The sequence below is a fragment of the Streptomyces sp. NRRL F-525 genome (assembly GCF_000716605.1).
Lineage (GTDB): Bacteria > Actinomycetota > Actinomycetes > Streptomycetales > Streptomycetaceae > Streptomyces.
In genome coordinates, this window is sequence record NZ_JNXE01000009.1 from 180,132 (window position 1) to 200,522 (window position 20,391).

23 protein-coding genes are annotated in these 20,391 nt (G+C 68.1%); 4 read left to right on the top strand and 19 right to left on the bottom strand.

The window, feature by feature from the left end:
* Window positions 1–11 precede the first annotated feature (11 nt).
* Both OO69_RS16065 and OO69_RS16070 read right to left on the bottom strand, forming a co-directional pair.
* Complete coding sequence (locus tag OO69_RS16065; protein WP_033281410.1) at window positions 12–509, bottom strand: HAD domain-containing protein; 498 nt, start codon at window positions 507–509, stop codon at window positions 12–14.
* 74 nt (window positions 510–583) lie between these two features.
* Window positions 584–1,207: an RraA family protein gene (locus OO69_RS16070; RefSeq protein ID WP_033281294.1), complete on the bottom strand. Its 624-nt coding sequence runs from the start codon at window positions 1,205–1,207 to the stop codon at window positions 584–586.
* 201 nt (window positions 1,208–1,408) lie between these two features.
* On the opposite strand from OO69_RS16070, the gene OO69_RS16075 reads away from it, so the two are divergent.
* Entirely contained in the window at window positions 1,409–2,245 is an 837-nt protein-coding gene (locus OO69_RS16075; protein ID WP_033281295.1) for a nitroreductase/quinone reductase family protein, read from the top strand.
* Between the two features lie 86 nt (window positions 2,246–2,331).
* Here the strand turns inward: OO69_RS16075 and OO69_RS16080 are convergent, their stop codons facing one another.
* From OO69_RS16080 to OO69_RS16100, 5 genes are all read right to left on the bottom strand, one after another.
* Window positions 2,332–3,219, bottom strand: a complete 888-nt coding sequence (locus tag OO69_RS16080) for a hypothetical protein (RefSeq protein WP_033281296.1) — start codon at window positions 3,217–3,219, stop codon at window positions 2,332–2,334.
* 80 nt (window positions 3,220–3,299) lie between these two features.
* Window positions 3,300–5,528: an aminoglycoside phosphotransferase family protein gene (locus OO69_RS16085; RefSeq protein WP_033281297.1), complete on the bottom strand. Its 2,229-nt coding sequence runs from the start codon at window positions 5,526–5,528 to the stop codon at window positions 3,300–3,302.
* A 242-nt stretch (window positions 5,529–5,770) separates the two neighbouring features.
* Window positions 5,771–6,643, bottom strand: a complete 873-nt coding sequence (locus OO69_RS16090) for a GntR family transcriptional regulator (protein ID WP_033281298.1) — start codon at window positions 6,641–6,643, stop codon at window positions 5,771–5,773.
* A gap of 325 nt (window positions 6,644–6,968) precedes the next feature.
* Entirely contained in the window at window positions 6,969–7,763 is a 795-nt protein-coding gene (locus tag OO69_RS16095) for an HAD family hydrolase (RefSeq protein WP_199810957.1), read from the bottom strand.
* Window positions 7,712–8,593: a FadR/GntR family transcriptional regulator gene (locus OO69_RS16100; RefSeq protein ID WP_033281299.1), complete on the bottom strand. Its 882-nt coding sequence runs from the start codon at window positions 8,591–8,593 to the stop codon at window positions 7,712–7,714. Before OO69_RS16100 ends, OO69_RS16095 begins: the two co-directional genes overlap by 52 nt.
* 156 nt (window positions 8,594–8,749) lie before the next feature.
* Here OO69_RS16100 and OO69_RS16105 point away from each other — a divergent pair, with 156 nt between their 5' ends.
* Window positions 8,750–8,938, top strand: coding sequence for a hypothetical protein (locus OO69_RS16105; protein ID WP_019062567.1), 189 nt, complete (start codon window positions 8,750–8,752; stop codon window positions 8,936–8,938).
* Between the two features lie 58 nt (window positions 8,939–8,996).
* Here OO69_RS16105 and OO69_RS16110 read toward each other — a convergent pair whose 3' ends face one another.
* From OO69_RS16110 to OO69_RS16125, 4 genes are all read right to left on the bottom strand, one after another.
* On the bottom strand, window positions 8,997–9,911 hold the full coding sequence (locus OO69_RS16110; protein WP_033281300.1) for a winged helix-turn-helix domain-containing protein: 915 nt from the start codon (window positions 9,909–9,911) through the stop codon (window positions 8,997–8,999).
* Window positions 9,912–10,154: 243 nt separating this feature from the next.
* Window positions 10,155–11,414 (bottom strand): GNAT family N-acetyltransferase, encoded by a 1,260-nt coding sequence (locus tag OO69_RS16115; protein WP_033281301.1) that lies wholly within the window; start codon window positions 11,412–11,414, stop codon window positions 10,155–10,157.
* 415 nt (window positions 11,415–11,829) lie between these two features.
* Window positions 11,830–12,792 carry an asparaginase gene (locus OO69_RS16120; protein WP_051801049.1) on the bottom strand — a complete coding sequence of 321 codons (963 nt, stop codon included), beginning with the start codon at window positions 12,790–12,792 and terminating at the stop codon, window positions 11,830–11,832.
* Between the two features lie 19 nt (window positions 12,793–12,811).
* Entirely contained in the window at window positions 12,812–13,414 is a 603-nt protein-coding gene (locus tag OO69_RS16125) for a hypothetical protein (RefSeq protein WP_033281303.1), read from the bottom strand.
* A 171-nt stretch (window positions 13,415–13,585) separates the two neighbouring features.
* Between OO69_RS16125 and dtd the strand changes: the two genes are divergently transcribed.
* Window positions 13,586–14,011: a D-aminoacyl-tRNA deacylase gene (gene dtd / locus OO69_RS16130; RefSeq protein ID WP_033281304.1), complete on the top strand. Its 426-nt coding sequence runs from the start codon at window positions 13,586–13,588 to the stop codon at window positions 14,009–14,011.
* Window positions 14,012–14,021: 10 nt separating this feature from the next.
* Here the strand turns inward: dtd and OO69_RS16135 are convergent, their stop codons facing one another.
* The 6 genes from OO69_RS16135 to OO69_RS16165 form a co-directional block, all read right to left on the bottom strand.
* Window positions 14,022–14,987: a YgfZ/GcvT domain-containing protein gene (locus OO69_RS16135; RefSeq protein WP_033281305.1), complete on the bottom strand. Its 966-nt coding sequence runs from the start codon at window positions 14,985–14,987 to the stop codon at window positions 14,022–14,024.
* 10 nt (window positions 14,988–14,997) lie between these two features.
* Entirely contained in the window at window positions 14,998–15,456 is a 459-nt protein-coding gene (locus OO69_RS16140) for a Fur family transcriptional regulator (RefSeq protein ID WP_051801050.1), read from the bottom strand.
* A 16-nt stretch (window positions 15,457–15,472) separates the two neighbouring features.
* A complete protein-coding gene (locus OO69_RS16145) occupies window positions 15,473–16,048 on the bottom strand; it encodes an FABP family protein (RefSeq protein WP_019062576.1) in 576 nt (191 codons plus the stop codon).
* 217 nt (window positions 16,049–16,265) lie between these two features.
* Window positions 16,266–17,183: a hypothetical protein gene (locus OO69_RS16155; protein ID WP_420707878.1), complete on the bottom strand. Its 918-nt coding sequence runs from the start codon at window positions 17,181–17,183 to the stop codon at window positions 16,266–16,268.
* Window positions 17,180–18,010 (bottom strand): hypothetical protein, encoded by an 831-nt coding sequence (locus OO69_RS16160; RefSeq protein ID WP_033281306.1) that lies wholly within the window; start codon window positions 18,008–18,010, stop codon window positions 17,180–17,182. The genes OO69_RS16155 and OO69_RS16160 overlap by 4 nt, the downstream gene beginning before the upstream one ends.
* Complete coding sequence (locus OO69_RS16165) at window positions 18,007–18,774, bottom strand: hypothetical protein (protein WP_033281307.1); 768 nt, start codon at window positions 18,772–18,774, stop codon at window positions 18,007–18,009. The genes OO69_RS16160 and OO69_RS16165 overlap by 4 nt, the downstream gene beginning before the upstream one ends.
* A gap of 87 nt (window positions 18,775–18,861) precedes the next feature.
* Here OO69_RS16165 and OO69_RS16170 point away from each other — a divergent pair, with 87 nt between their 5' ends.
* On the top strand, window positions 18,862–19,224 hold the full coding sequence (locus tag OO69_RS16170; protein WP_033281308.1) for a DsrE family protein: 363 nt from the start codon (window positions 18,862–18,864) through the stop codon (window positions 19,222–19,224).
* On the opposite strand, the gene OO69_RS16175 is transcribed toward OO69_RS16170, so the two are convergent.
* Window positions 19,218–19,481 (bottom strand): DUF397 domain-containing protein, encoded by a 264-nt coding sequence (locus OO69_RS16175; RefSeq protein ID WP_033281309.1) that lies wholly within the window; start codon window positions 19,479–19,481, stop codon window positions 19,218–19,220. The two genes, OO69_RS16170 and OO69_RS16175, sit on opposite strands and share 7 nt — an antisense overlap.
* A complete protein-coding gene (locus tag OO69_RS16180) occupies window positions 19,463–20,305 on the bottom strand; it encodes a helix-turn-helix domain-containing protein (RefSeq protein ID WP_033281310.1) in 843 nt (280 codons plus the stop codon). Before OO69_RS16180 ends, OO69_RS16175 begins: the two co-directional genes overlap by 19 nt.
* Between the last annotated feature and the right edge of the window lie 86 nt (window positions 20,306–20,391).

The window sequence follows — 20,391 nt, forward strand, 5'->3', positions numbered from 1 at the left end:
CCCACTCCCCCCTACCGGTTGGCGGCCAGCCACGCCTCCATGGCGGCGAAGTCCGCGCCCGTGATCCCGTACCGATGGTCGACGCGTTGGAGGAGGGCCCGTTCGGGGTGGTGGGCGGTGACCCAGTCGCGGTCGGCGTCCCGGATCTCGTCGTCGACCCAGACGAAAGGCCGGCCGGCGGCCCAGGCGACGAGCGAACGGGTCTTCCAGTGCAGGCGGCCGCCGGTCGTGTTCTCATTCCCCTCCGCCGGGTCGAGCCAGTCAACCAGGGGGAGTTGGGGCAACCCGAGCCAGGGCGCGACGCACACGTTCGCGTCGTCCATCCAGGTCGTCGCCCACACCAGTTCGCACCGCAACGCGGCGAGCCGCGGCCCGAGCGAGGGGTCGATCCGGGTCAGGAGCGGAGGGGCGGCGGCGGCCGGCGGCGCGAAGCCCGGTTCGTAGACCGGGTAGGGCCGCGACGCGCCGAAGGGCAGCAGCGTCCCGTCGACATCGAGGAAAAGAAGCATCGCCAACAGGATCGGACACATTCCTCTCCCACGCCACGCCTGTCAGCCATTCCTCCCTCCCTACGCCACGCGCGTCACCCCTCGAACCCGCCCGCGCGCAGCAACTCGTCGACCTTGGCCCGATGCGCCGCCTCCCACTCGTCGAGGCTCTCGTCGCCCTCCTGAACCAACCGAGCCAACGCCCCCGCGAGCACCTCGGCCCGCCGCGCACCCGGCACGACCACGACCCCGTCCTCATCCGCCACCACGACATCCCCGGCGTCGACGGCGACGCCCCCGCACCGCACCCGCTCGTTCAACGGCAGTACGGCCTTCTTGACCCCCGGAATCGGCACGACCCCCCGCCCGAACACCGGGAACCCGGCCGCCCGCACCTCCCCCACGTCCCGGATCACCCCGTCGACGACGAACCCGGCGATCCCACGCCCCTGCGCGACGGCACACACGTTCCCGCCGGCGAGCGCGTACTCCAGGTCCCCCGACTCCACGACGACGACCGAACCGGGCTCGGCGCGGTAGATGGCCGCGTGCAGCATGAGGTTGTCGCCGGGCGGACACCGCACGGTGAAGGCCGGCCCGACGAGCCGCGGCATCGGCCCCCACAGCGCCCGGACGCCGAGGTCCAACACCTGCTCGTGACCGAGCAGATCGGCGAGGGTGGTCGTAGGAATGTCCTCGAATTCGGTGGCATCAGTCATACGGCGGACGCTACCGTCCCCCTCATGACTGCCGGGTCGGCCCTGTGCCGTGAGCGAGTCGGGTACCCGGCCTCCGAGTGAGGCCGAGGCGGGCCAGGGGCCCGCCGTCTGTCACTGCGTCCAAGCCAAGTCGAGTCAACACCTCAGCGCGACAGCGCGATCCATGGACCAGCAGCGACAGAGAGAAGAGACCACCCCTTCATGCCCAACGACTTCAACCAACCGGTCATCGACGAGTTCCGCGCCAACCGGGGCCGGATGACCGGCTACTTCGAGGGTGCCCGCCTGCTCCTCCTCACCACCACCGGCGCCCGCACCGGCACCCCGCACACCACCCCCGTCGGCTACCTCCCCGACGGCGACCGGGTCCTCGTCATCGCCTCGGCGGCCGGCTCCGACCGCCACCCGGACTGGTTCCGCAACCTCGTCGCCCGCCCCCAAGTCACCGTCGAGAGCGGCACGTTCACCTACGAGGCCCGAGCCGCGTTCCTCACCGGCGAGGAACGCGACCGGCTCTTCGCCCGGGCGGTGGAGGCGGACGCGGGCTGGGCGACGTACCAGGAGAAGACCACCCGGGTCATCCCGGTCGTAGCCCTCCACAGCCTGGCGCAGGGCGGCCCTGGAACCATCAACGCGACATCCTTCGGCGAGGCCATCAAGGTGGTCCACGACGCGTTCCGCCACGAACTGACACTGATACGCGGTGAGTTGGCCGCAGGCACAACAACCCTCGGCGCCCAACTCCGCGTCAACTGCCTCACGTTCTGCCACGGCCTCCACAACCACCACACCGGCGAGGACACGATGCTGTTCCCCCACATCGCCGAACACCACCCCACCGCCACCCCGGCCCTGACCCGCCTTCGCGAGGAACACGAACGGATCGCGGTGCTGGTGGAGGAGCTGCGCGGGACGCTCGCGACGACCACGGATCCGGCGGTGGTCCGGGCGGAGGTGGAGCGGTTGACGGCGGCGCTGGAGGCCCATCTGACGTACGAGGAGGAGGAGTTGGTGCCGCTGTTCGACGCCGCTGCCTGACCTCGACGCTCTCTCAGGCCGAAGACTGCACGCACGTGCCGATGCCGTGGAGGTAAGCCGTGCGTGCGGCGGGCAGAACGGCTGTCTCAGACAGCTGTTCCCTGCCGCCACTGGGGCCGTCGTGCAAGCAGCCACAGATCGTCGAAGTGCTTGTTCCACGTGGAAATGGCCGCCTCCGCGGCCGCTGTCCCCTCCTTGGACCAGACAATGAGGTCGGTCCGGTACCCCTTGGGGTCGTAGAACTCAGGACCCAGGTGGTTCAGGCGCATGCGCGCGGACAGGTCGTAGAGGCCGTGCAGCACCCGTTCTCGGTTGAAGATGCAGATCTTGTCGCGTGGAATGCCCGGGTACAGGCGGTACTCACACTCCACGGCCACTCTGGTGGTGGCCGTGAGCCGCTCCGCGAGGTCCGAGAGTATGCCGTCGTACTCGCGGCAGCGCTGCTCCACCCGCATGCGGAAGTCGGAATCATCTATGGGCGCGTCGTCATCGCCCACCCTGGAGGGCACAGTCATCGGCTGCCCGAAGTCCGGTACCAGCATGCGAATCGAAACGCGGCGGGTCGGTCCTGGGCTGTCCAAGAGGTCTTCGAGACGGTGGTACAGGGTGTTGTAAAGGGTTTCCCCCGTGTAGCCGAGGAAGCTGATCTCCACTTTCCGGGCCTGGAACGCCTCACTCACGAAGGTGCCCAGCTGGCTGGAGTTCACGAGAGCGCGCACCGGCGCCCTGACCGACGAGGCCAACTCCTTCACCTGGTCGTACAGCACGTAGCCGACCAGGCTGAGCAGTGCGCCGCCCAGATAGGCCTTGCCCTCCAGGGCGTCGCCGATCGGTTTGACGAACTGGGCGGACAGTCCCGTGACGAAGATCCCGAGGAGGAGAACGCGTGTCACGATGGGCTCGAAACGTTCCTGATACCGCTTCAGATTCCGCCCTGGACCGGCATCGGCCGGTCCGCTCCCCCGCTCGGACATGCCGCCCTCCTCCGGTCGGTTGTCCGACAGGGCGTCACAGACCCATGGCCAAACCGACCTCCGGTCGGGCCATCCTCTCCCTAAGCCAATGCGCGGGCAAGATAGGGGTTGGCCCTTCGGCGGACGGTGAGCCCGAGGGAACCGGTGGCCGCCGCCAGAGTCATCGCGTACGAGTCCACGGCCCGCCGGACGTTGGGAGCGTCCAGGCTCGCTCCGGTGACGAGACGATCGAGATCCACGTACGCGGATCGGACGATCTCGATCCACCGGTAGACACGCCAGTCCTTTTCCCAGTCCTTGGTGTACGCGGCGGGCAGGTCACGCTGCCAGCGGCGGAACATCCGATCGCGGATCTCCGGCCGGGTCGGCGTGAGGTGCATGTGCCGGACCAGGTCGTAGAGGGGATCGCCGACCACCGCCATCTCCCAGTCGATGATCGTCAGTGCCAGGCTGTCCTCACGGCGTACCAGGTTCCATGGGTTGAGGTCTCCGTGCAGCAGGGTGGAGGTCCGGTGGCTCACCTTGTACCGGGACAGGATCTCCCGGAGTCTGGAAGCGTCGGGGAGTCCCAGGAACCGGGCCAGTTGCTGCGACTCCTTCGGCAGATCCTGCACCAGAATGACGAGTTGTTCGCTCAGCCAGCTGAAGAAGCCACCGCCTCCCGCCAGCGGGTCGACCTGGGTGTAATCCACCTTCGTCAAGGCGCCGAGCTGGGCAACGAGCCCGTCCGCCTCGTGCGGCAGCAGTCCATGGACCGGATGATTCGGCTGCTGACTGGTGTCGCCGGGACCCTCGTAGGTGTGGATGGCGAAGGGGTCCTTGGAATACGTCTGGATGTCGATGGCTCTTTGGGAGTGGCTGTCGCCCAACGCCAGGACCCTCGGTGCCGCCACCGGCGCATTCGACAGCTCGATGGCCCGCAGCACGGCGTGCTCGCTGAGAAAGCTGCGCTCGCGCCGACAGACGTTCGCGACCTTGCGCCGCACCACGACGGGGAAGGCGGTGCCCGGTACGCGGACCACGGTATTGAGGTGCGCGGTGCCTTTGAACACCCGGCTGGCGGGCGCCGCGCCCTCCAGGAACAGCGCGTCGCAGACGGCGTCGTAGGGGAAGCCGAGGTGTTCCGGTACGCGCGGATCCGGCCGCCAGCCGATCGCTCTGCCGACCGCACCGCGCCGTGCCGTCCCGCCGGCCCCTGCGGATGCCCGCCAGCGGAAGAGGATCCGCTCGATCTCGCTCTCGCTCGGCACACTGCCGAGCCTGAGCGGCTCCGCTCCCGCCTCCAGAGCCCTGCGGACGGATGCCGTCGCCTCGTCCAGGCTCTTCTGGTCGAACGATTCCTCCAGGGACTTCGCGGCCCGCATGACGTCCGGATAGACCGACTGCGCACGCTCGAAGGCCACGTAGTGCCGCAGGTCCCTCGCCAGACCGTTGACCGCTGAGGGCCGGACCACCTGCATGGCTTCCGCCCAAGCGTCGACCACCTCGTCCCACTGGTACGACGGATACTGCATGCGGACGAGGTGGGTCGCGAGATCGTGCAGGGGATCGCCGTAGGTCGCCAATTCCCAATCGACGCAGATGAGGGGCGGATCACCCGCGTACGACATGATCAGGTTGTCGCGGTGCAGATCCGCGTGCAGCAGGCTGTACGGTCGCCGCGCCATGGCGGGTACCCGCTCGGCCAACCGGATCAGGGCGTCCTCGGAGATACCGAGGGCCGCGAACAGCCCACCGAAATACGGCCAGTTGGGCTTACGGATCTGACGGTCCGCCATTGAGGCCAACGTCCGCAGAAAGCCTTGGCTGTCCGTGTGATTGCTGGGCCAGAGCGACGGTCTGGCCGGCAGGGCCCCACTGCGGACTTGCGCCATCTGGGCGAGGAGACCCGCCAGCGCCTTCATCAGCAGCGTGTCGACCGGCTTTCCGTTTCCACAGACGCTGGAAAGCGGTACACCGTCCACATAGCTGTGGACAGCGAAGCCGTCCCCTTCGACCAAGCACTCCGGCACATTGGGCAGCACGCCCTTGATGGCCCGGAGAATCTCCGCCTCGTTCTCCCAGGTCCTGATCACCACGGGCAGCGCCTCGCGGCGTCTGATCCGCACGGTCACCGAGGTTCCGGCCTCTCGGCCCACCAGACCGGCCATGGGTTCCGTCAGTGGCAGAACATAGTTCTGGTTGTGGAAACCGCTGCTCGCCTGACCTACTTCCGCAGCAAGCCACCTGAACGCCTCGTAGACGGCGTCGGACCGAACACTGGTGGGGCGTCTCCCAGCCACAAACCTGGGGACAGGCGGTGCGCCCACTGGCCGCTCCGGAGTACTCGCGCGGAAGATACAGGGACAGGAAAACAGGTACGGGAGACACGGATCACCAGTCACGAGCGATACACGACATGACTAGATTCACGGTCGACTGGCTGAAACGTGTGGTTTGCCAGACATCCGTGCCAGGTCGCCCAAGGTTGGCCTGTATGCCATCCCTTACGCACGAACGGGAGCGGTTGCTCACACGATTGGCGCATGGTATCGACGCATGTCCGTAAGCGCTAATCGGCCAGGTGCTTCCAGACGGACTCGAACCAGGTCATCATGCCCTCCACGAAGACGGACCCCGGCGAGGTCGGGTCGGCGTCCTTCACGTGGTGCGTGAGGGTGGCGCCATACCCCAGCACGTCAAGTGCCGTGATCTTGTTCCCGTCGTCCAGAACCACCGCACGCTCGATGAGCGTGTAGACGCCGTGCAGCACCTCCACGCCATTGATCACATACAGCTTGAAGGTCGGCGTCAGGGGCGTATGCCGGATCTCCAACTCGACGGACGAGACCAGGTTTTCGGCCTCCAGAGCCATCAGCACTTCACGCAGGGACTCCGTGTGCCGCTTGGTGATGTGGTGCAGGCGGTCCTGCAGCCGCGGATCGTCCTTGTCGTCCTTGGCCCGCGGATACGGCAGCGTCATCGACTCGGTGGGCAGCAGCACACGCAGGGCGATGCGCCGAGGGGCGATGTTCTTGGCGCGGATCCGCTCCGCCTGCATGCGGATGTGCGCGTCCAGGGACTCGGACGTCAATGTGTAGACGTCCAGGGTGACTTCGGGCCGTTCGAAGGCTTCTCCTATCAGGGGCCCGAGCGTCAGTGCCTGGCGTGACCGGCTGGCCCTGGGTGACCAGGACTGTATGCGCTGGTTCTTGATGACGCGTGAACCCTTGCCCTGCCGGGACTCGATCCAGCCTTCGTTGCGCAGCTCCTCGATGACCCGCTGCACCGTGTTCCGGGAGACCCCGAACTCCGTCGCGAGCGCCGACTGCGCCGGAAGATAGGAGCCCAGCGGATACACCCCGTCCGCCATCCGGACCCGGAGCTCCTCCGCGACCCGACGGAACTCCTTGCCGCCGCCTTCGTCCTTCCCTGTCCCCGTCACACACGGTACGTACCGTCGACGGGTGATCGACAAACCACATTCATTCAGGCAAGAGGTCAGTCAACTGACACGTTACTGGATCAAGTTGACCGGGCATTTCTGCTACAAGCAGTCAACTTGCCGTCCCAGAGGGCAACTTGACCGATTACCTCGTTGAGCCACTAGGGGGTGGGTGTCATCGGCATCCAAGTGCTCGGGGTCACCGTGCAGTTCGACGATCTGACCCAGCTGACGTTCTGGACCATAGGCCTGATCACCTCCCTGGCGGCATGGCTCCGCAGGCGAGGCAAGCGCTCAGGCAAGCAGAACAGTCGTACCGTCCGGTCTACCCTCGGAGCATCAGCAGCAAGGGCTCCAAGGAGTCGACAACGTGCTCTGCTCCGCCCGCCCTCAAAAGCTTCGCCTTACGTTCGTTACGCGCGTAGCCGAGGAACGGGACCCCTGCCTCCCGCGCGGCGTCGAAGTCCGTGGGGGAGTCGCCGATCATCAAGGCGGCGGCCGGCGCGGCCCCCATGGCGCTCAGGGCCCGGTTGAGGCAGTGCGGGTCGGGCTTGAGGCGGTGGAGGTCCTGGGTGCGGCCGTAGATGTGCGGGGCGAAGCAGGTGACGAGACCTCGGCTCACAAGGTACTCGCGGACCACCCGGGGAGAGTTGTTCGTGGTGATCGCCAGTCGGGAGCCCGCCGCTCTCCAGGTGCGGATCAGCGGGTCGGCGTAGGCAGTGGGCATCGCGGAGGCGGTGGCTCTCATCTCTTCCTGGGTGAGACGTTCCTCCAGCTCCGCCACCAGGTCGCTGCCGGAACGCCGGCGGTCCACTGCGCGCAGCACTATGTGGGGGTCCAGGGATTCCCGTTCGGTGTCCGTCAGCAGCCCGTGGAGACCGCGGCCCTCGAGCCACTCCACGAGTTCGCGGGCCACCAGCTCGGCCTTGTGCCCCGCGAAGAGCCGACAGATCGGCCCGTCGAAGTCCCACAGCACCACGCGCGCACGCATGATCAGTTCCCGCAGCTTCTCGGTCTCTTTCTCTGCCTCTGCTGCCACCAGTTCAGTCTGCGCCGTATCAGGAGTCACTAGGAGAGTGTCAGGTCCGTCGTGATGGTTTCCCAGAGGGCGTTGAACCACAGCTGGGATTGCTCCACGAAGGCCGCGTCCCGCTCGCCGGTCTGGCGGAGGAAGGAGAAGAGGAGGGACTGCGAGCCGAGGACGTCGTACATGTCCAGGGTCTGGGTCCCGTACTCCTCCTCGCGTCTCGTGAGCATGTAGTAACCCAGCAGCGCCTCCTGCCCGTTGAGGAGGTACAGCTTCACCGGCGGGGTGAAGGGGAGCGCCCGGAACGTGACCTTGACGTCCATGCCGTGGGTGGCCCGCAGAGCCAGCAGGTTGTGCTGGAGCACCTGGCCCTGGGCGTTGCGCATCGACAGCCAGCGCTGGTGGACCGAATCGTCCTCGCCGCTGCCGTCGGCCGGAACGGGGAACGCGAGGGTGATCTCCTTGGAGGGAACCAGGATGCGGACCTCGATCGACTGGGGGCTTAGGCGGCCCTCGTGGATCTGGCGGAGGGGTTCACCCAGGGCCAGCATCAGCGTCTCCGCCGTGTGGCACACGACGTCTATGCGTACGTTCGACGCCGCGAACGCGTCCGACAGACGCGGGGCCAGACCGACCATGGTCGGCTGGGGCTCGCCTCCTGCCGACGTCGGCGGCTCCGCGATCCGTGGTGGGCTCCCCTTGCTCACGTTCGTCAGGAGGCCCGCCTCCTGGAGGAGGCGCAGCGCCTGGCGTACGGCTCCCCGTTCGACCCCGAACTCCTCCGCCAGGTCGGCCTGGGTGGGCAGGCGGTCGCCCGCCTTGAGGTCGCCGGTGCGGATGCGGTCGCGTAGGGCGTCGGCGATCTCCTGGGGCGAGAAGCTTCTGCTGCCGTTCACTGCCACGTTCTCCTGGGTCACGACCAAACGGTATAACTCTGCCCCATCTAAGGGGAGTTGTTTGGAACCTGATTGTAAGTAGGTGTGAGTAGGTGCCAATCGGGAACAACTTAAGCAGAGTTGGCTGCCAACTTTTCCAAGTTGGTGGAAGTTTTGCTTCCACAGCCCGAAGGGGGAACCACCGTGCCCGCCATAGCCCTCCTCTCCGCCGTCTTCGTCGTCGGCTTCGAGCAGATCGTCCAGTGGAAGTACGGCGCCACCGGGATCATCGGCCTGCTGTTGCTCTCCATCGGCATCAAGGCCAAGAGCCCGGCCATCAGTTCCATCGGGGCCGTCGTCCTGGCCCTGCTGGTCACCGGACCGGCCCTGTGACCGTACGACCCGAGGGCCGCCCCCAAGGTCACGTCAGGTCAGCCACTGCGGGAGGCGATCAGCTCGTGGGTGTCAGTGTGAGCTCCGAACTGATCGTCTCCCACAGTGCGTTGAACCACAGGTGCGACTGTTCCACGAACGTCGTGTCCCGCAGGCCGGCGCCCTGCTCGAAGGCGAACAGCATCGACTGGGTGCCCTCCGCGTCGTACATCTCCACCTGCTCGTGGCCGATCTCCGCCTCGCCCTTGGTCAGCGTGTAGTAGGCGAAGAGCGCCTCCGAGCCGTTGAGCAGGTACAGCTTCACGGGCGGGGTGAAGGGCAGCGCGCGGAACGTGATGTGCACGTCGATGCCGTGCGTCGCGCGTAACGCGAGCAGGTTGTGCTTCAACACCTGTCCCTGGGCGTTGCGTTGGGCCAGCCAGCGGCGTTGCAGCCGGCTGTCGGCCGGGGCGTCCACGCGGGAGGGGAAGGCGAGGTCGATGTCACTGCTCGGCAGCAGCACCCGGACGTCGACCTTGGCCGGTTTCAGACGTCCGGCGTGGATCTGGCGCAGCGGTTCGCCGATGGCCAGCGTGAGCGAGACGGCGGTCAGGCACAGCGCCTCGATCTCGACGTGCGGCTGCGCGAAGGCCTCCGATATGCGCGGTCCCAGGCCCACCATCGTGGGCTGCGGCGGGGCTCCCGGGCCGGTCAGCGCCAGGTTGAGGTCGGGGGCCACGGTCGCCGGGCTGCCCTTGGACACGTTGGTGAGCAGCCGCTCGGACTGCAGGATGCGCAGCGCCTGTCGTACGGCCCCGCGCTCGACGCCGAACTCGTCCGCCAGCTTGGCCTGGGTGGGCATGCGCTGGCCGGGCCGCAGTACACCGGACCTGATCCGGGTGCGCAGCTCGTCGGCCAGCTCGCGGTGTGACCACTGTGGCCGTGGTGACCTCGTCCGTCCATTGACGGTGGCGTGTTCCGGGTCCACGACCAAACACTACAACTTCCCGCCATCTTTGGGCAGTTCAAGGAAAGGTGGTTATGAGACGTACCCAAGAGGAGATAACTAGAAGAGAGTTGGTCACCAACTTGGCTAACTTGGCCGCCTGGGTCTCTCTCCTGGAGGGGAGCCGAGAGCCCGGCGGCCGGCACCACCATCACAGCACCACCATCACAACTGAACAGCTACGGATGAGTCCAGTCCATCAACAGGCACCAGCGGAAAGGTCGTTCAGGTTCAGAAGATGTCCGGGCACCATGGCCGCCTGGACGTACGCAGCAGGGCGTCGGCCACACGGGCGGCGCCCGCTCGTTCTTCCCGGACCCGCCCCAGCGCGGCCAGCCGCACCGCCGACTCGTCCCCCAGCCACAGCGTCCCCAACTCCCTCACATCGAGGGTGAGTTCGGGGCTCTCCGTCGTAGGCGTGCAGGACGCGCCCTTCGCCGAAGCCTCCAACCGGTAGCGCCCACCGGCCAGTCCGGCCCCGTCGACGACCTCGAACACCAACGTGCCCTCCCCCTCGTACGACCGCGCCTCCATGGCCCGTACGACGTCCAGGACCCGCACCCACAGCCAGTCCGCCTGTGTCGTGATCGTGGCGGCGCGCGGGTCCGGCAGCAGCAGGGGCAGCAGGTCGTCGGGGGCACGCCAGCCCGACTTCACCTTCGTCACCCAGTCGATCGAGCAGAGGTGGTGCCACAGGGCGCGTTCGGCGGCCGGGGTGGTGGCGATCAGCCCCCTCACGGTGGCCGTGTCGAACGGCTGCTTGGCGTCGGTCCAGGTGTCGTCGCAGGAGTACGCGGCCAGGCCCTCCACCTCGCCGTCGGCCGCGCGGTAGACGGCGTAGAAGGGCTCGGTCCACGGCGAGCGGGTGAGGCGCACGGCACCCGTGGTGATCTGCCACCAGCGGTCGTCACGGTTGGTCGCGCCGGGCTGCGCGCGGCGCAGTCGCTCGTGCAGTTCGGGGCCGAGCTTGCGTACGTCCTCGCCGTCCACCAGGTCGATACGGCCGCCGTCCTCCGGGGCGGACCAGCGGGGGGCCAGGCCTGCCCTCGTTACGTCGATCTCCCACTGGGTCGCCGAGGTGGCGGGGCCGAAGCCGTAGCGGCCGTAGATCCGGTACTCGGCGGCGATGAGTGTGGCCACGACGTCGCCGCGCTCCTTCGCTGCCGCCAGGTCCTGGGCCATCATGCGGGTCAGGAGGCCTCGGCGGCGGTGGGTGACCGTGACGGTGACGTTGGAGATGGCGTCGGCCGGGACCGCTCTGCCACCCACCGCCGTCAACTCCTGCGGGAACGAGCGGAAAGTCGCCACGCAGCGGGTGCCGTCGAAGGCGCCGAGGGTGCGGGACGGGTCGATGTAGCTGCTGCGGTCGGCGATCTCGTCGTCCGGGACGTACGGGGTGCGCAGGAAACCGGTGTTCAGGGCGCGGATCCAGTCGGGGATCTCGGACTCTGTGACGGGGCGGACGGCGAGATCCTGGGGGTGACTGGTCATGGGATCACGCTAGGTGTACGACCGGCGGGTGTCTCGCGGATTTTCCTCGCCCCCGCCGCCCCTACCCGTCCCATCCCTGGGGGCTGCGCCCCCAGACCCCCCATCGGCCTGAACGGCCTCGTCCTCAAACGCCGGACGGGCTGAGTGATGCCGACGTAGCTGAAAGAGCGGACGGGGTGAGGGGTGCCGACGTAGCGGAATGGGCGGACGGTGAGACGCCAGCGCACCCCGTCGCCTCCCGACCCTGCCCTCTGCAGAAGCTGGGGTCTTTTCTAACCAGTCAGAGCTTGCGAGAGCAGTTAGAAAAGACCCCGGCTTCTGGGGACCACCCGAGGCGCGAGTGCGGCCCCACCACACCCGGTCGGCAAGGCGGAGGCCGATGCTGGCTGAGAAGCGAGTGGCCCAGCCCTGCCCTCTAGAACACCGCTCGGATCTCGCCCACCTCACGGCCACCGCCCAGTACGGCCGCCTTTCCGAGTTTCCCGGTTGGTACGCCCATCAGGTGCAGTGTTCGGCGTAGTACCGGGCCCAGCGCTCGCCCCGCGCCGTCCTCCACCTTGAACGCCAGGGCTCGGCCGTCTGGGAGGGCTAGCGCCTGGACCGCCTCCGCGCCCATCTTCGACAGGGCGCCTGGTACCGCTCGCATCAGCCAGGTGTCCGGGCGGCGGGTGCCGGCTACGTATTCGGGGTGGGCTCGCATCGCGTCGGCGACTCGGCGTTCCGGGGAACCCGGCTCCGCCAGGACGAAGGTGCGGTACGCACGGGCCAGGCCCGTCAGGGTGATGGCCAGGAGGGGGGCGCCGCAGCCGTCTGTGCCTACGGCCGCCACCCGCTCGCCCGAGACTTCTTCCACAACCCTGTGGATAAGTTTCTGGAGTGGGTGTTCGGGGTCCAGGTAGGAGTCCAGTGGCCAGCCCCGTTGTGCCGACGCCGCCAGCATGGCCGTGTGTTTGCCGGAGCAGTTCATGGCGATGCGGTCGCGTACGGCGCCCGACGCCAGGTACGTCTCCTGCTCGACGGGGTCGAGGGGGAGGTCCGGCGGGCACTGCAACTGGCCCGCGTCCAGGCCGTGTTCGGAGAGGAGTCGGCGTACGAGATCGCGGTGGAAGAGTTCGCCGGAGTGGCTCGCGGCGGCGATCGCGAGGCGTTCGCCGGTGAGGTCGAGGCCCGCGCGCAGGACGCCCGCCGCCTGCATCGGCTTGTTGGAGGAGCGGGGGAAGACGGGGGTCGTCACGTCACCCAGGGCCAGTTCCACCGAACCGTCCGCCGCCAGGATCACCAGGCTGCCCCGGTGGCGGCTCTCGACGAAGCCGGAGCGGACCACCTCCGCCAGCACCGGAGGGGACACATCTGCATGCCCCGCACCCTCAGCCGTCACATCGGGCCCCTCACGTCGCTCACGTCAGCAGGTCGTCCACCTGTGCCTCTCCCTCACGGTACCTGCGGGCGATCTCCGCGCTACAGCCGTCGGCCGTGTGCTGGAGGAGCTGGCGGCGGCGGGACACCTGCTGTTCGTACCGGACCAGGCGGCCCATCGCCGTGGTCAGTTCCACGTCGGTGCGGGCCTCCAGGTCGGACAGTTCGACCTCGGCCAGCATCTCCGCGGCCAGCAGCCGGTACTCCTCGCTGTGCGGGGTGCCCAGCGTGACGTGCCGGGCCGAGGAGCGGTGGCGGGCGGGGGCGTCGGTGAGGATCTCCGAGAGACGGTCCACCACCGATGCCGCGCCTGCCGGGGAACGCCGGGCCAGTTCGGCGCGCAGGATGTCGATCCGGCCCTGGAGCAGCCGTCGTACGTAACTCAGGTCCGCCTCGTCGCGCTGGGCGTCACGGCGCAGCGCGCGCAGCTCCGGGAGCCGTAGCGCGGTCAGGTCGGGTGCGGGCGGTTCGGCGGGCAGCAGCGGGCTGTCCACGCGCTGCACGGGCGGGCGGCGCGTGGCCGGTCCTCCCGCGCGGATCAGCGAGACAGGCCCAGGGGGCTGCCCGGTACTCGGTGTGCTCATGTGCCTCTACCCGTCCCCTCGACCGGCGTGTGGACAGCATCGTGCCACCCCAACTGGCCGCTATGTGACCGAGTGCCCCCGAACGGCCCCAGATGGGGGGTTAAGGATCAAAAATAGGCCCTCCTACGGCCGCCTCGGAGCCCTTCCCGCCCGCACGGCATCATGGGGTCCATGCGAGCTGTGGTGCAGAGGGTGGACGGCGCGAGTGTCGTCGTGGAAGGCGAGACGGTCGGGGCGATCGACGGCGAGGGGCTGTGCGTCCTCGTCGGCGTCACCCACGACGACACCAAGGAGAAGGCGGCCCAACTGGCCCGCAAACTCTGGTCGATCCGCATGCTCCACGACGAGAAGTCGTGCAGCGATGTCGATGCGCCGCTGCTCGTCATCAGCCAGTTCACGCTGTACGGCGATGCCCGCAAGGGACGTCGGCCCACCTGGAACGCCGCCGCCCCCGGCGATGTCGCGGAGCCCCTCGTCGACGAGGTCGTCGCCCAACTCCGCTCGCTGGGCGCCACCGTGGCGACGGGCCGCTTCGGCGCCCAGATGCGCGTCTCCCTCACGAACGACGGCCCGTTCACGGTGGTCGTGGACCTCTAGGAAGCCGGCCCTAGGGCTCTACGACCACTTCCTGAGCGGCCGCCGTACTGTCGGCCAGCAGCGGCGCGTCCAACGGCACGTTCCGCTTCACCAGTGCGAGGGCGATCGGGCCCAGTTCGTGGTGCCGTACGGACGTCGTGATGAAGCCGATCTTCCGGCCCTCCGCGCCCTCCTCCGCGAGCCTCAACTCCGTGCCGTGGCCCGGGAGATGGACCTCGCTGCCGTCGAGGTGGAGGAAGACGAGGCGGCGCGGGGGCTTGCCCAGGTTCTGGACGCGGGCGACCGTCTCCTGGCCGCGGTAGCAGCCCTTCTGGAGATGGACCGCCGTGCCGATCCAGCCCAGCTCGTGCGGGATCGTGCGGTGGTCGGTCTCGAAGCCGAGGCGGGGGCGGTGGTGCTCGACGCGCAACGCCTCGTAGGCCAGGATCCCGGCCGGGGGGCCCGACTTCTCGGCGTACGACTCCAGGTCCTCGCGCGGGAGGAAGAGGTCGCGGCCGTAGGGCGTCTCGCGTACGACGGCACCGGACGGGACCTCGGCGATGGAACCGGCGGGGACGTACACGACCGCGAACTCGCTTGTGCGGTCGGTGACTTCGACGCGGTAGAAGAACTTCATCGACTCCAGGTAGGCGATGAGCGCCTCCTGGGTGTCGGGTTCGGTGTGCATCCAGACCGTCGTGCCGTCGTCGACGAGGTACAGGGCGTGCTCGATGTGGCCGTGCGCGGAGAGGATCAGGGCCTCGGTGGCGACGCCGGTGGGGAGGTCGCTGACGTGCTGGGTGAGCAGCAGGTGCAGCCAGCTCAGGCGGTCGTCGCCGGTGACCGCGACGACGCCGCGGTGCGAGAGGTCGACGAAACCGGTGCCGTCGGCGAGGGTGCGCTGCTCACGGAACAGGTCGCCGTAGTGGGCGGCGACGCCTTCGTCCACTCCTTCGGCGGGGACGGCGCCGGGCAGGGACAACAGGGGGCTCTTCATACCGGTAAGCCTACGACTCGGTAGTTGAAGTCTTGAGCGAGCAGTCCCGGCACCGGCCGAAGATGGCGAAATGCTTCATGTCGGTCTCGAAGCCGAAGGTCTCGCGGAGCTTGGCCGTGAACTCGCCGGCCACCGCCACGTCCGTCTCGATGACGTTGTCACAGTCCCGGCAGACCAGATGGATGTGATGGTGCCGGTCCGCGAGGTGGTACGTCGGCGCCCCGTGCCCCAGATGCGCGTGACTGACCAGCTGGAGCTCTTCGAGCAGCTCCAGGGTTCTGTACACGGTGGAGATGTTGACCCCCGACGCCGTCTTCCTCACCTCGATGAGGATGTCGTCGGGGGTCGCGTGCTCCAGGGTGTCCACGGCTTCGAGCACGAGCTGCCGCTGCGGGGTCAGCCGGTAGCCGCGCTGCCGCAGATCGGTCTTCCAGTCGGTGCCTGGGTCCGTGCCTTGGGTGCTCACCACACCTCAGAGTCTAGAACTACTTGAAGAAAGCGATCCCGTCGTCCGGCATGTCGTCCGGGAGGGCCTTCGCCCAGCGTTCGACGTCGTCCGGGGTGACGATCTTCTTCAGGTGGGCGGACATGTAGGGGCGGAGTTCGACCTCGGGGGTCTGCTTCTCGCCGACCCACATGAGGTCGCTCTTGACGTAGCCGTAGAGACGCTTGCCGCCGGTGTACGGGCCGGAGGCGGCCGTGCGGGCGACGGCGTCCGTGACCAGGTCGATCTGGGGCTTCTGCTTGGCCAGCTCGCCGTACCAGATCTCGACGACTCCGTCGTCGCGGGTCATCGTGACCTCGACCTTGCGGTCCGCGTCGATGCGCCAGAAGCCGGACTCGGTCTCCAGGGGGCGGACCTTGTTGCCGTCGTTGTCCAGGACCCAGGTGTGGGAGCGGTACTCCAGGAAGTCGCGGCCGTCGTGCGTGAAGGAGACCTCCTGGCCGAAGTTGCACTTCTCGGAGCCGGGGAAGTCGTGCACACCCGCGCCGGCCCACTCGCCGAGCAGGAAGACGAGGGGGACCAGGTCCTTGTGGAGGTCGGACGGGATCTCGATCATGACGTCAGCAGTTCCTCGGTGGGGGTCAGCGCTGGCCCTGGTACAGCTTCTTCACGCTCAGTCCGGCGAAGGCGAGGACGCCGACGCAGACCAGGACCAGCAGGGTTTCGAAGAAGATCTCCAACACGGGTGCTCCTTGAGCGGTACGTACACAGGCCGGGCCCCAGCTTACGCGGCTGGGACCCGGCGCTCACGGTGAGGTACGGCTACGCGGGCATCAGCCCAGCAGCTGGCTCTGGAGGGTCACCGTCTGCCGGAACGGGACCGCCTTCGCGACGCCCTTGCGGGACTGGACGATCAGGCCGAGGGTGTCACCGGCCGAGAGATAGGCCTGGCGGACGTCCTCCGGGCCGACCGGCTTGTCCTCGACGTACGCCGACGCCTTGACGTGATCGTCGAGGATCTCGGACTTGACCGCGTCGTCGTAGGAGGTCGCCGGGGCGCCGTCCAGGGCGTAGACCGGGCTGTCGTACGAGATGAGGCCCGGGGAGAACAGTTCATCGGCGGCGACCCCGGTGCCGAACTGGAGCAGGTAGATCCGGGTGTGCGTGCCGTCCGGCGCGGTCCAGCCGCGGGCGGCGATGTGGCGGAGGCCGGCGTCGGTCAGTTTCTGGGCGAGTTCCTTGCGCTCGGCCGTGTCGGCGTACTGCGCGAGGAACGTCTTCGTCGGCAGCCAGCCGTCCGTGCCGCGCAGCGACGCGTCGGCCTTCGCGCCCTTCGGCGCCGGGAGGAGCAGTGCGCGCTGGTCGGCGTAGTGGGCGTTCGTGAGGTTGCCCACGGCGAAGGGGCCCGGGCTGCCGGAGGGCAGGGGCGGCCGGGTGATCTCCGGGTAGTCCCAGCGCCCGTCGGACGCGGTCGCGAGTCCGGGTACGTCGGTCCGCTTCATCTGCGTGACGCCGTACGCCGTTCCCGCACCGGCCGCCGCGAACACGACGACGGCGGCCGTCCAGCGCAGGGCCGCGCGCAGCACCCGGCGGTCCTTGCGCACCCGGGGTACCAGCGGGGGCGCTTCCGGCATGGGCGGAATCACAGCCGGAACCACGTCCGGGGTCACCTCCGGAGTCACCTCCAAGGTCTCCGGGGTCTCCGGGGTCTCCGGGGTCTCCGGGGTCACGGACTGCTGTTGCTCGGTCATACCGCTTCCCCCGTTGTCTTGACCCGGTCGAGCTGACCGCTCAGGAACGACACGATCTCCTTCGTGTCCATCGCCTTGGTCCCGGACGCGCTGAGCGTGATCATGGCGTCGGCCTCGGCCGCGAAGCAGAGCATCTCGGTGAGCTTCTCCCCGGCCACCTTCTTCGACAGGAAGCACTTCGCGTCCTTGTGGCCCGGGACGGCGGGCCCTTCGCGGAACGCGCTCACCGTGCCCAGGAGTCCGTTCTCGTACGTCACGAGGCTGCGCGCGGCCTTCGCGTCCATCTGGACCAGCTGGACCTTGACCGTGTACGCGTTGGTCTCCTGCGCGGCGGGATAGAGGTAGCTGCGCATGGCCAGGCCCTTGATCTGCTCCTGGTCGATCTGCTTCTCCACCAGGAGCCGCTGCATGCGCGGCAGGCCGCTGAAGTCCTCCTTGCGCAGGGCGGTGGCCTCGCGCCCGGTGAGCTCGGCCTCGGACCCGAACTCCTCGATGTCCGGCCCGCGGACGTACCCGTGGGCGGTGTACGGCTGGAGCACGGCGCTCAGCCCCTTGGCCGCCGCAGCCTTCCGCTCCGCCGCGGCCTTGGGGAACTTCCACACGGGGGCGCCCGCGTCCCGGTCGGCACCGTTCACGGTCACGACGGTGTAGCCGACCCCGCCGACGACGGCGAGGGCGAGCACCGCACAGCCGACGACCGCGGCGATACGACCCCGGCGCACGGGCTTCGCAGTGACCTCAGCTCCTGGAGCAACTTCGGCGTTGGGCAAGGGAGTTGACTCCACGGGCTCCACCGGGCCCACCTCGCCGACCTGGTTCTCGGTCACAACCGCTCCATCTGCCGCTCGGCAAGATCCATGATCTTCTTCTTCGGGATCGGCTTCGCGTCGTAGATCCAGATGTCCACGAAGACGTCGCCGCGCCAGGCGAGGGCCTCGGCGCTGTACACGCCGTCCTCGGCACCGTGGACGTACGCCCGTCCGTCGCCCGTGCCGGGGATGGGCCAGCTGCTGGTGTGGGGCCCGCGTTCGGCCCAGTAGAAGGAGTCGGTGGTGTTCTGGGAGGCGCCGAGGCCGACCACCTGGCGGTACTGCGCCAGGACGATGTCGACGTCGCGCGTGCCGTCGCGCCACTGGGCGATGGCGGCGCGCCGGAACTCCTGGTCGACCTCGTAGCCGAACTCCTCGTCCGGACCGTTGAACCGCTCGGAATAGTCGGCCAGGTCCAGCCAGCCGTCGATGCCGTCGGGCAGGACGGCGTCCTTCGCCCCGCTCGGCTTCTTGAGCAGCAGCTTGCGCAGGTCGCCGTCGACCTTGACCTGGCGGTCCTGCGCGGCGGACAACGGCTCGGGCGCCGGCCCCTTCGCCTGCGTGAGGGTGCTCTGCGCGAGCGAGGGCAGCTTGTCGGGTGCGCGGTTCGCCTGTACGAGGAATCCCGTACAGGTACCGGCCACGACACCGAGTACGGCGGCGACGGCGATCAGGAGGGTGGTACGACCCCGGCGGCGCGGGCGGGGCGCGGGCCCCGACTCCGGCTCAGGCTCGGGCACTTCTTCGATGGATTCTTCCGGTACTTCCAAAACGTCCCCCACGGAACATGACGTGCGCATTCCATATGCGCGCACAGGAGACCCATGGCCAACGCAAGGAGTTGTAAGGGAGTTGATTACGATTCGGCCATGTCGAAGAAGCTCGTGATCAAGGTGACCGCAGGGGCCGACGCCCCCGAACGCTGCTCACAGGCCTTTACGGTGGCCGCGGTCGCCGTCGCCAGCGGAGTGGACGTCTCCCTGTGGCTGACCGGCGAGTCCGCCTGGTTCGCCCTGCCGGGCCGCGCGGCCGAGTTCGAACTCCCGCACGCGGCCCCACTGCCCGACCTGATCGACTCGATCCTCGCCGCGGGCCGCGTCACCCTGTGCACACAGTGCGCGGCCCGCCGGGACATCTCCGAGAAGGATGTCATCGAGGGGGTTCGGATCGCCGGGGCGCAGGTGTTCGTGCAGGAGGTTATGGCCGACGGTACGCAGGCGCTCGTCTACTGAGCTTGGATGAACTCCGCCCACGCGTCGACACCGAAGAACAGGGTGCCGTGGGTGGGGTTCTTGCTGTCCCGGACGGGGACGAGGGGGAGGTTGGAGGCGACCTCGACGCAATCGCCGCCGTCCGTGTTGCTATAGCTGCTCGTGTGCCAGTCGGCGGCGCTCAGCAAGTCGTCGGACACCTCGATGCAGTCGCCGCCACTCGTGTTGCTGTAGCTGCTTTTCCGCCACGTCACACCGTTTAGGTCGATGGCTCGCAAGGGACTTCCTCCAACATCCTCAAGATGAACGTTCGCGACTCGGTCGGAGACAGCGCCAGGTCACGCACCGAATCGTACCTACGTTGAAGCTCTTCAACTGAGGCGTTTTCTTGGATCAGTTCACCGCGCAGGTCGTTCTCGGTGTAGGCGATGGTGCGACCGTCCAGCAGCCGCAGGAACTTCACGGCGGTGTTCATCAGGCCGTGCGGGCCAACGCTTAACGGCAGCACCTGGATGGTGATGTTCGGGCGCTGCGCCATCTCCGCCAGGTGCTCCAACTGTTCCCGCCACGCCAGCACATCACGGAGGGGCGTGCGCAGTACCGCCTCGGAGAGGACGGTTCGGAACGAGGGCGCGTCCTCGCCTTCCAGCAACTTCCGTCGCCCTGCGCGTGCTTCGACCTGCTGGTCCAACTCCTGGCTGCTGATCCAGCCGACCGCGAGTGCTTCGCGCACGTAGCCGTCCGTCTGAAGCAAACCCGGCGGAGCGCTCACCGCGTAGTGCCACAGGCTGACCGCCTCGGCCTCCAACATCATGTAGCGCCGGTACTGCTCCTTGAACTGAGTCGGGTCACCAACTGCCAACTCCCACAGGATGAGCAGCATCCGACCCGTGCCGTAGTAGTGATCCAGCGCCTGCACGACCTCGGGCCCACCCAACGTGCCCCCGCGCTCCATCTTGCCGAACAGCGACGGATCCCAGCCCACCACCTTCGACAAGTCCCGCAGACTCAGGCCCCGTTCAGTCCTCAGCCTCTTCACCTCTTCGGCAAACCGCTTCCTGGGTTCATGGCTCAGCGCCGTCACAGCAACCCGTTGCGGCATCACAACCTCCTGTGGAATTTGTGGAATTTGGCGCGCCAGGCGCGGAAGTTGAGCCCTTTGGCGCTGCATTCGCCTCCGCCCTGGGC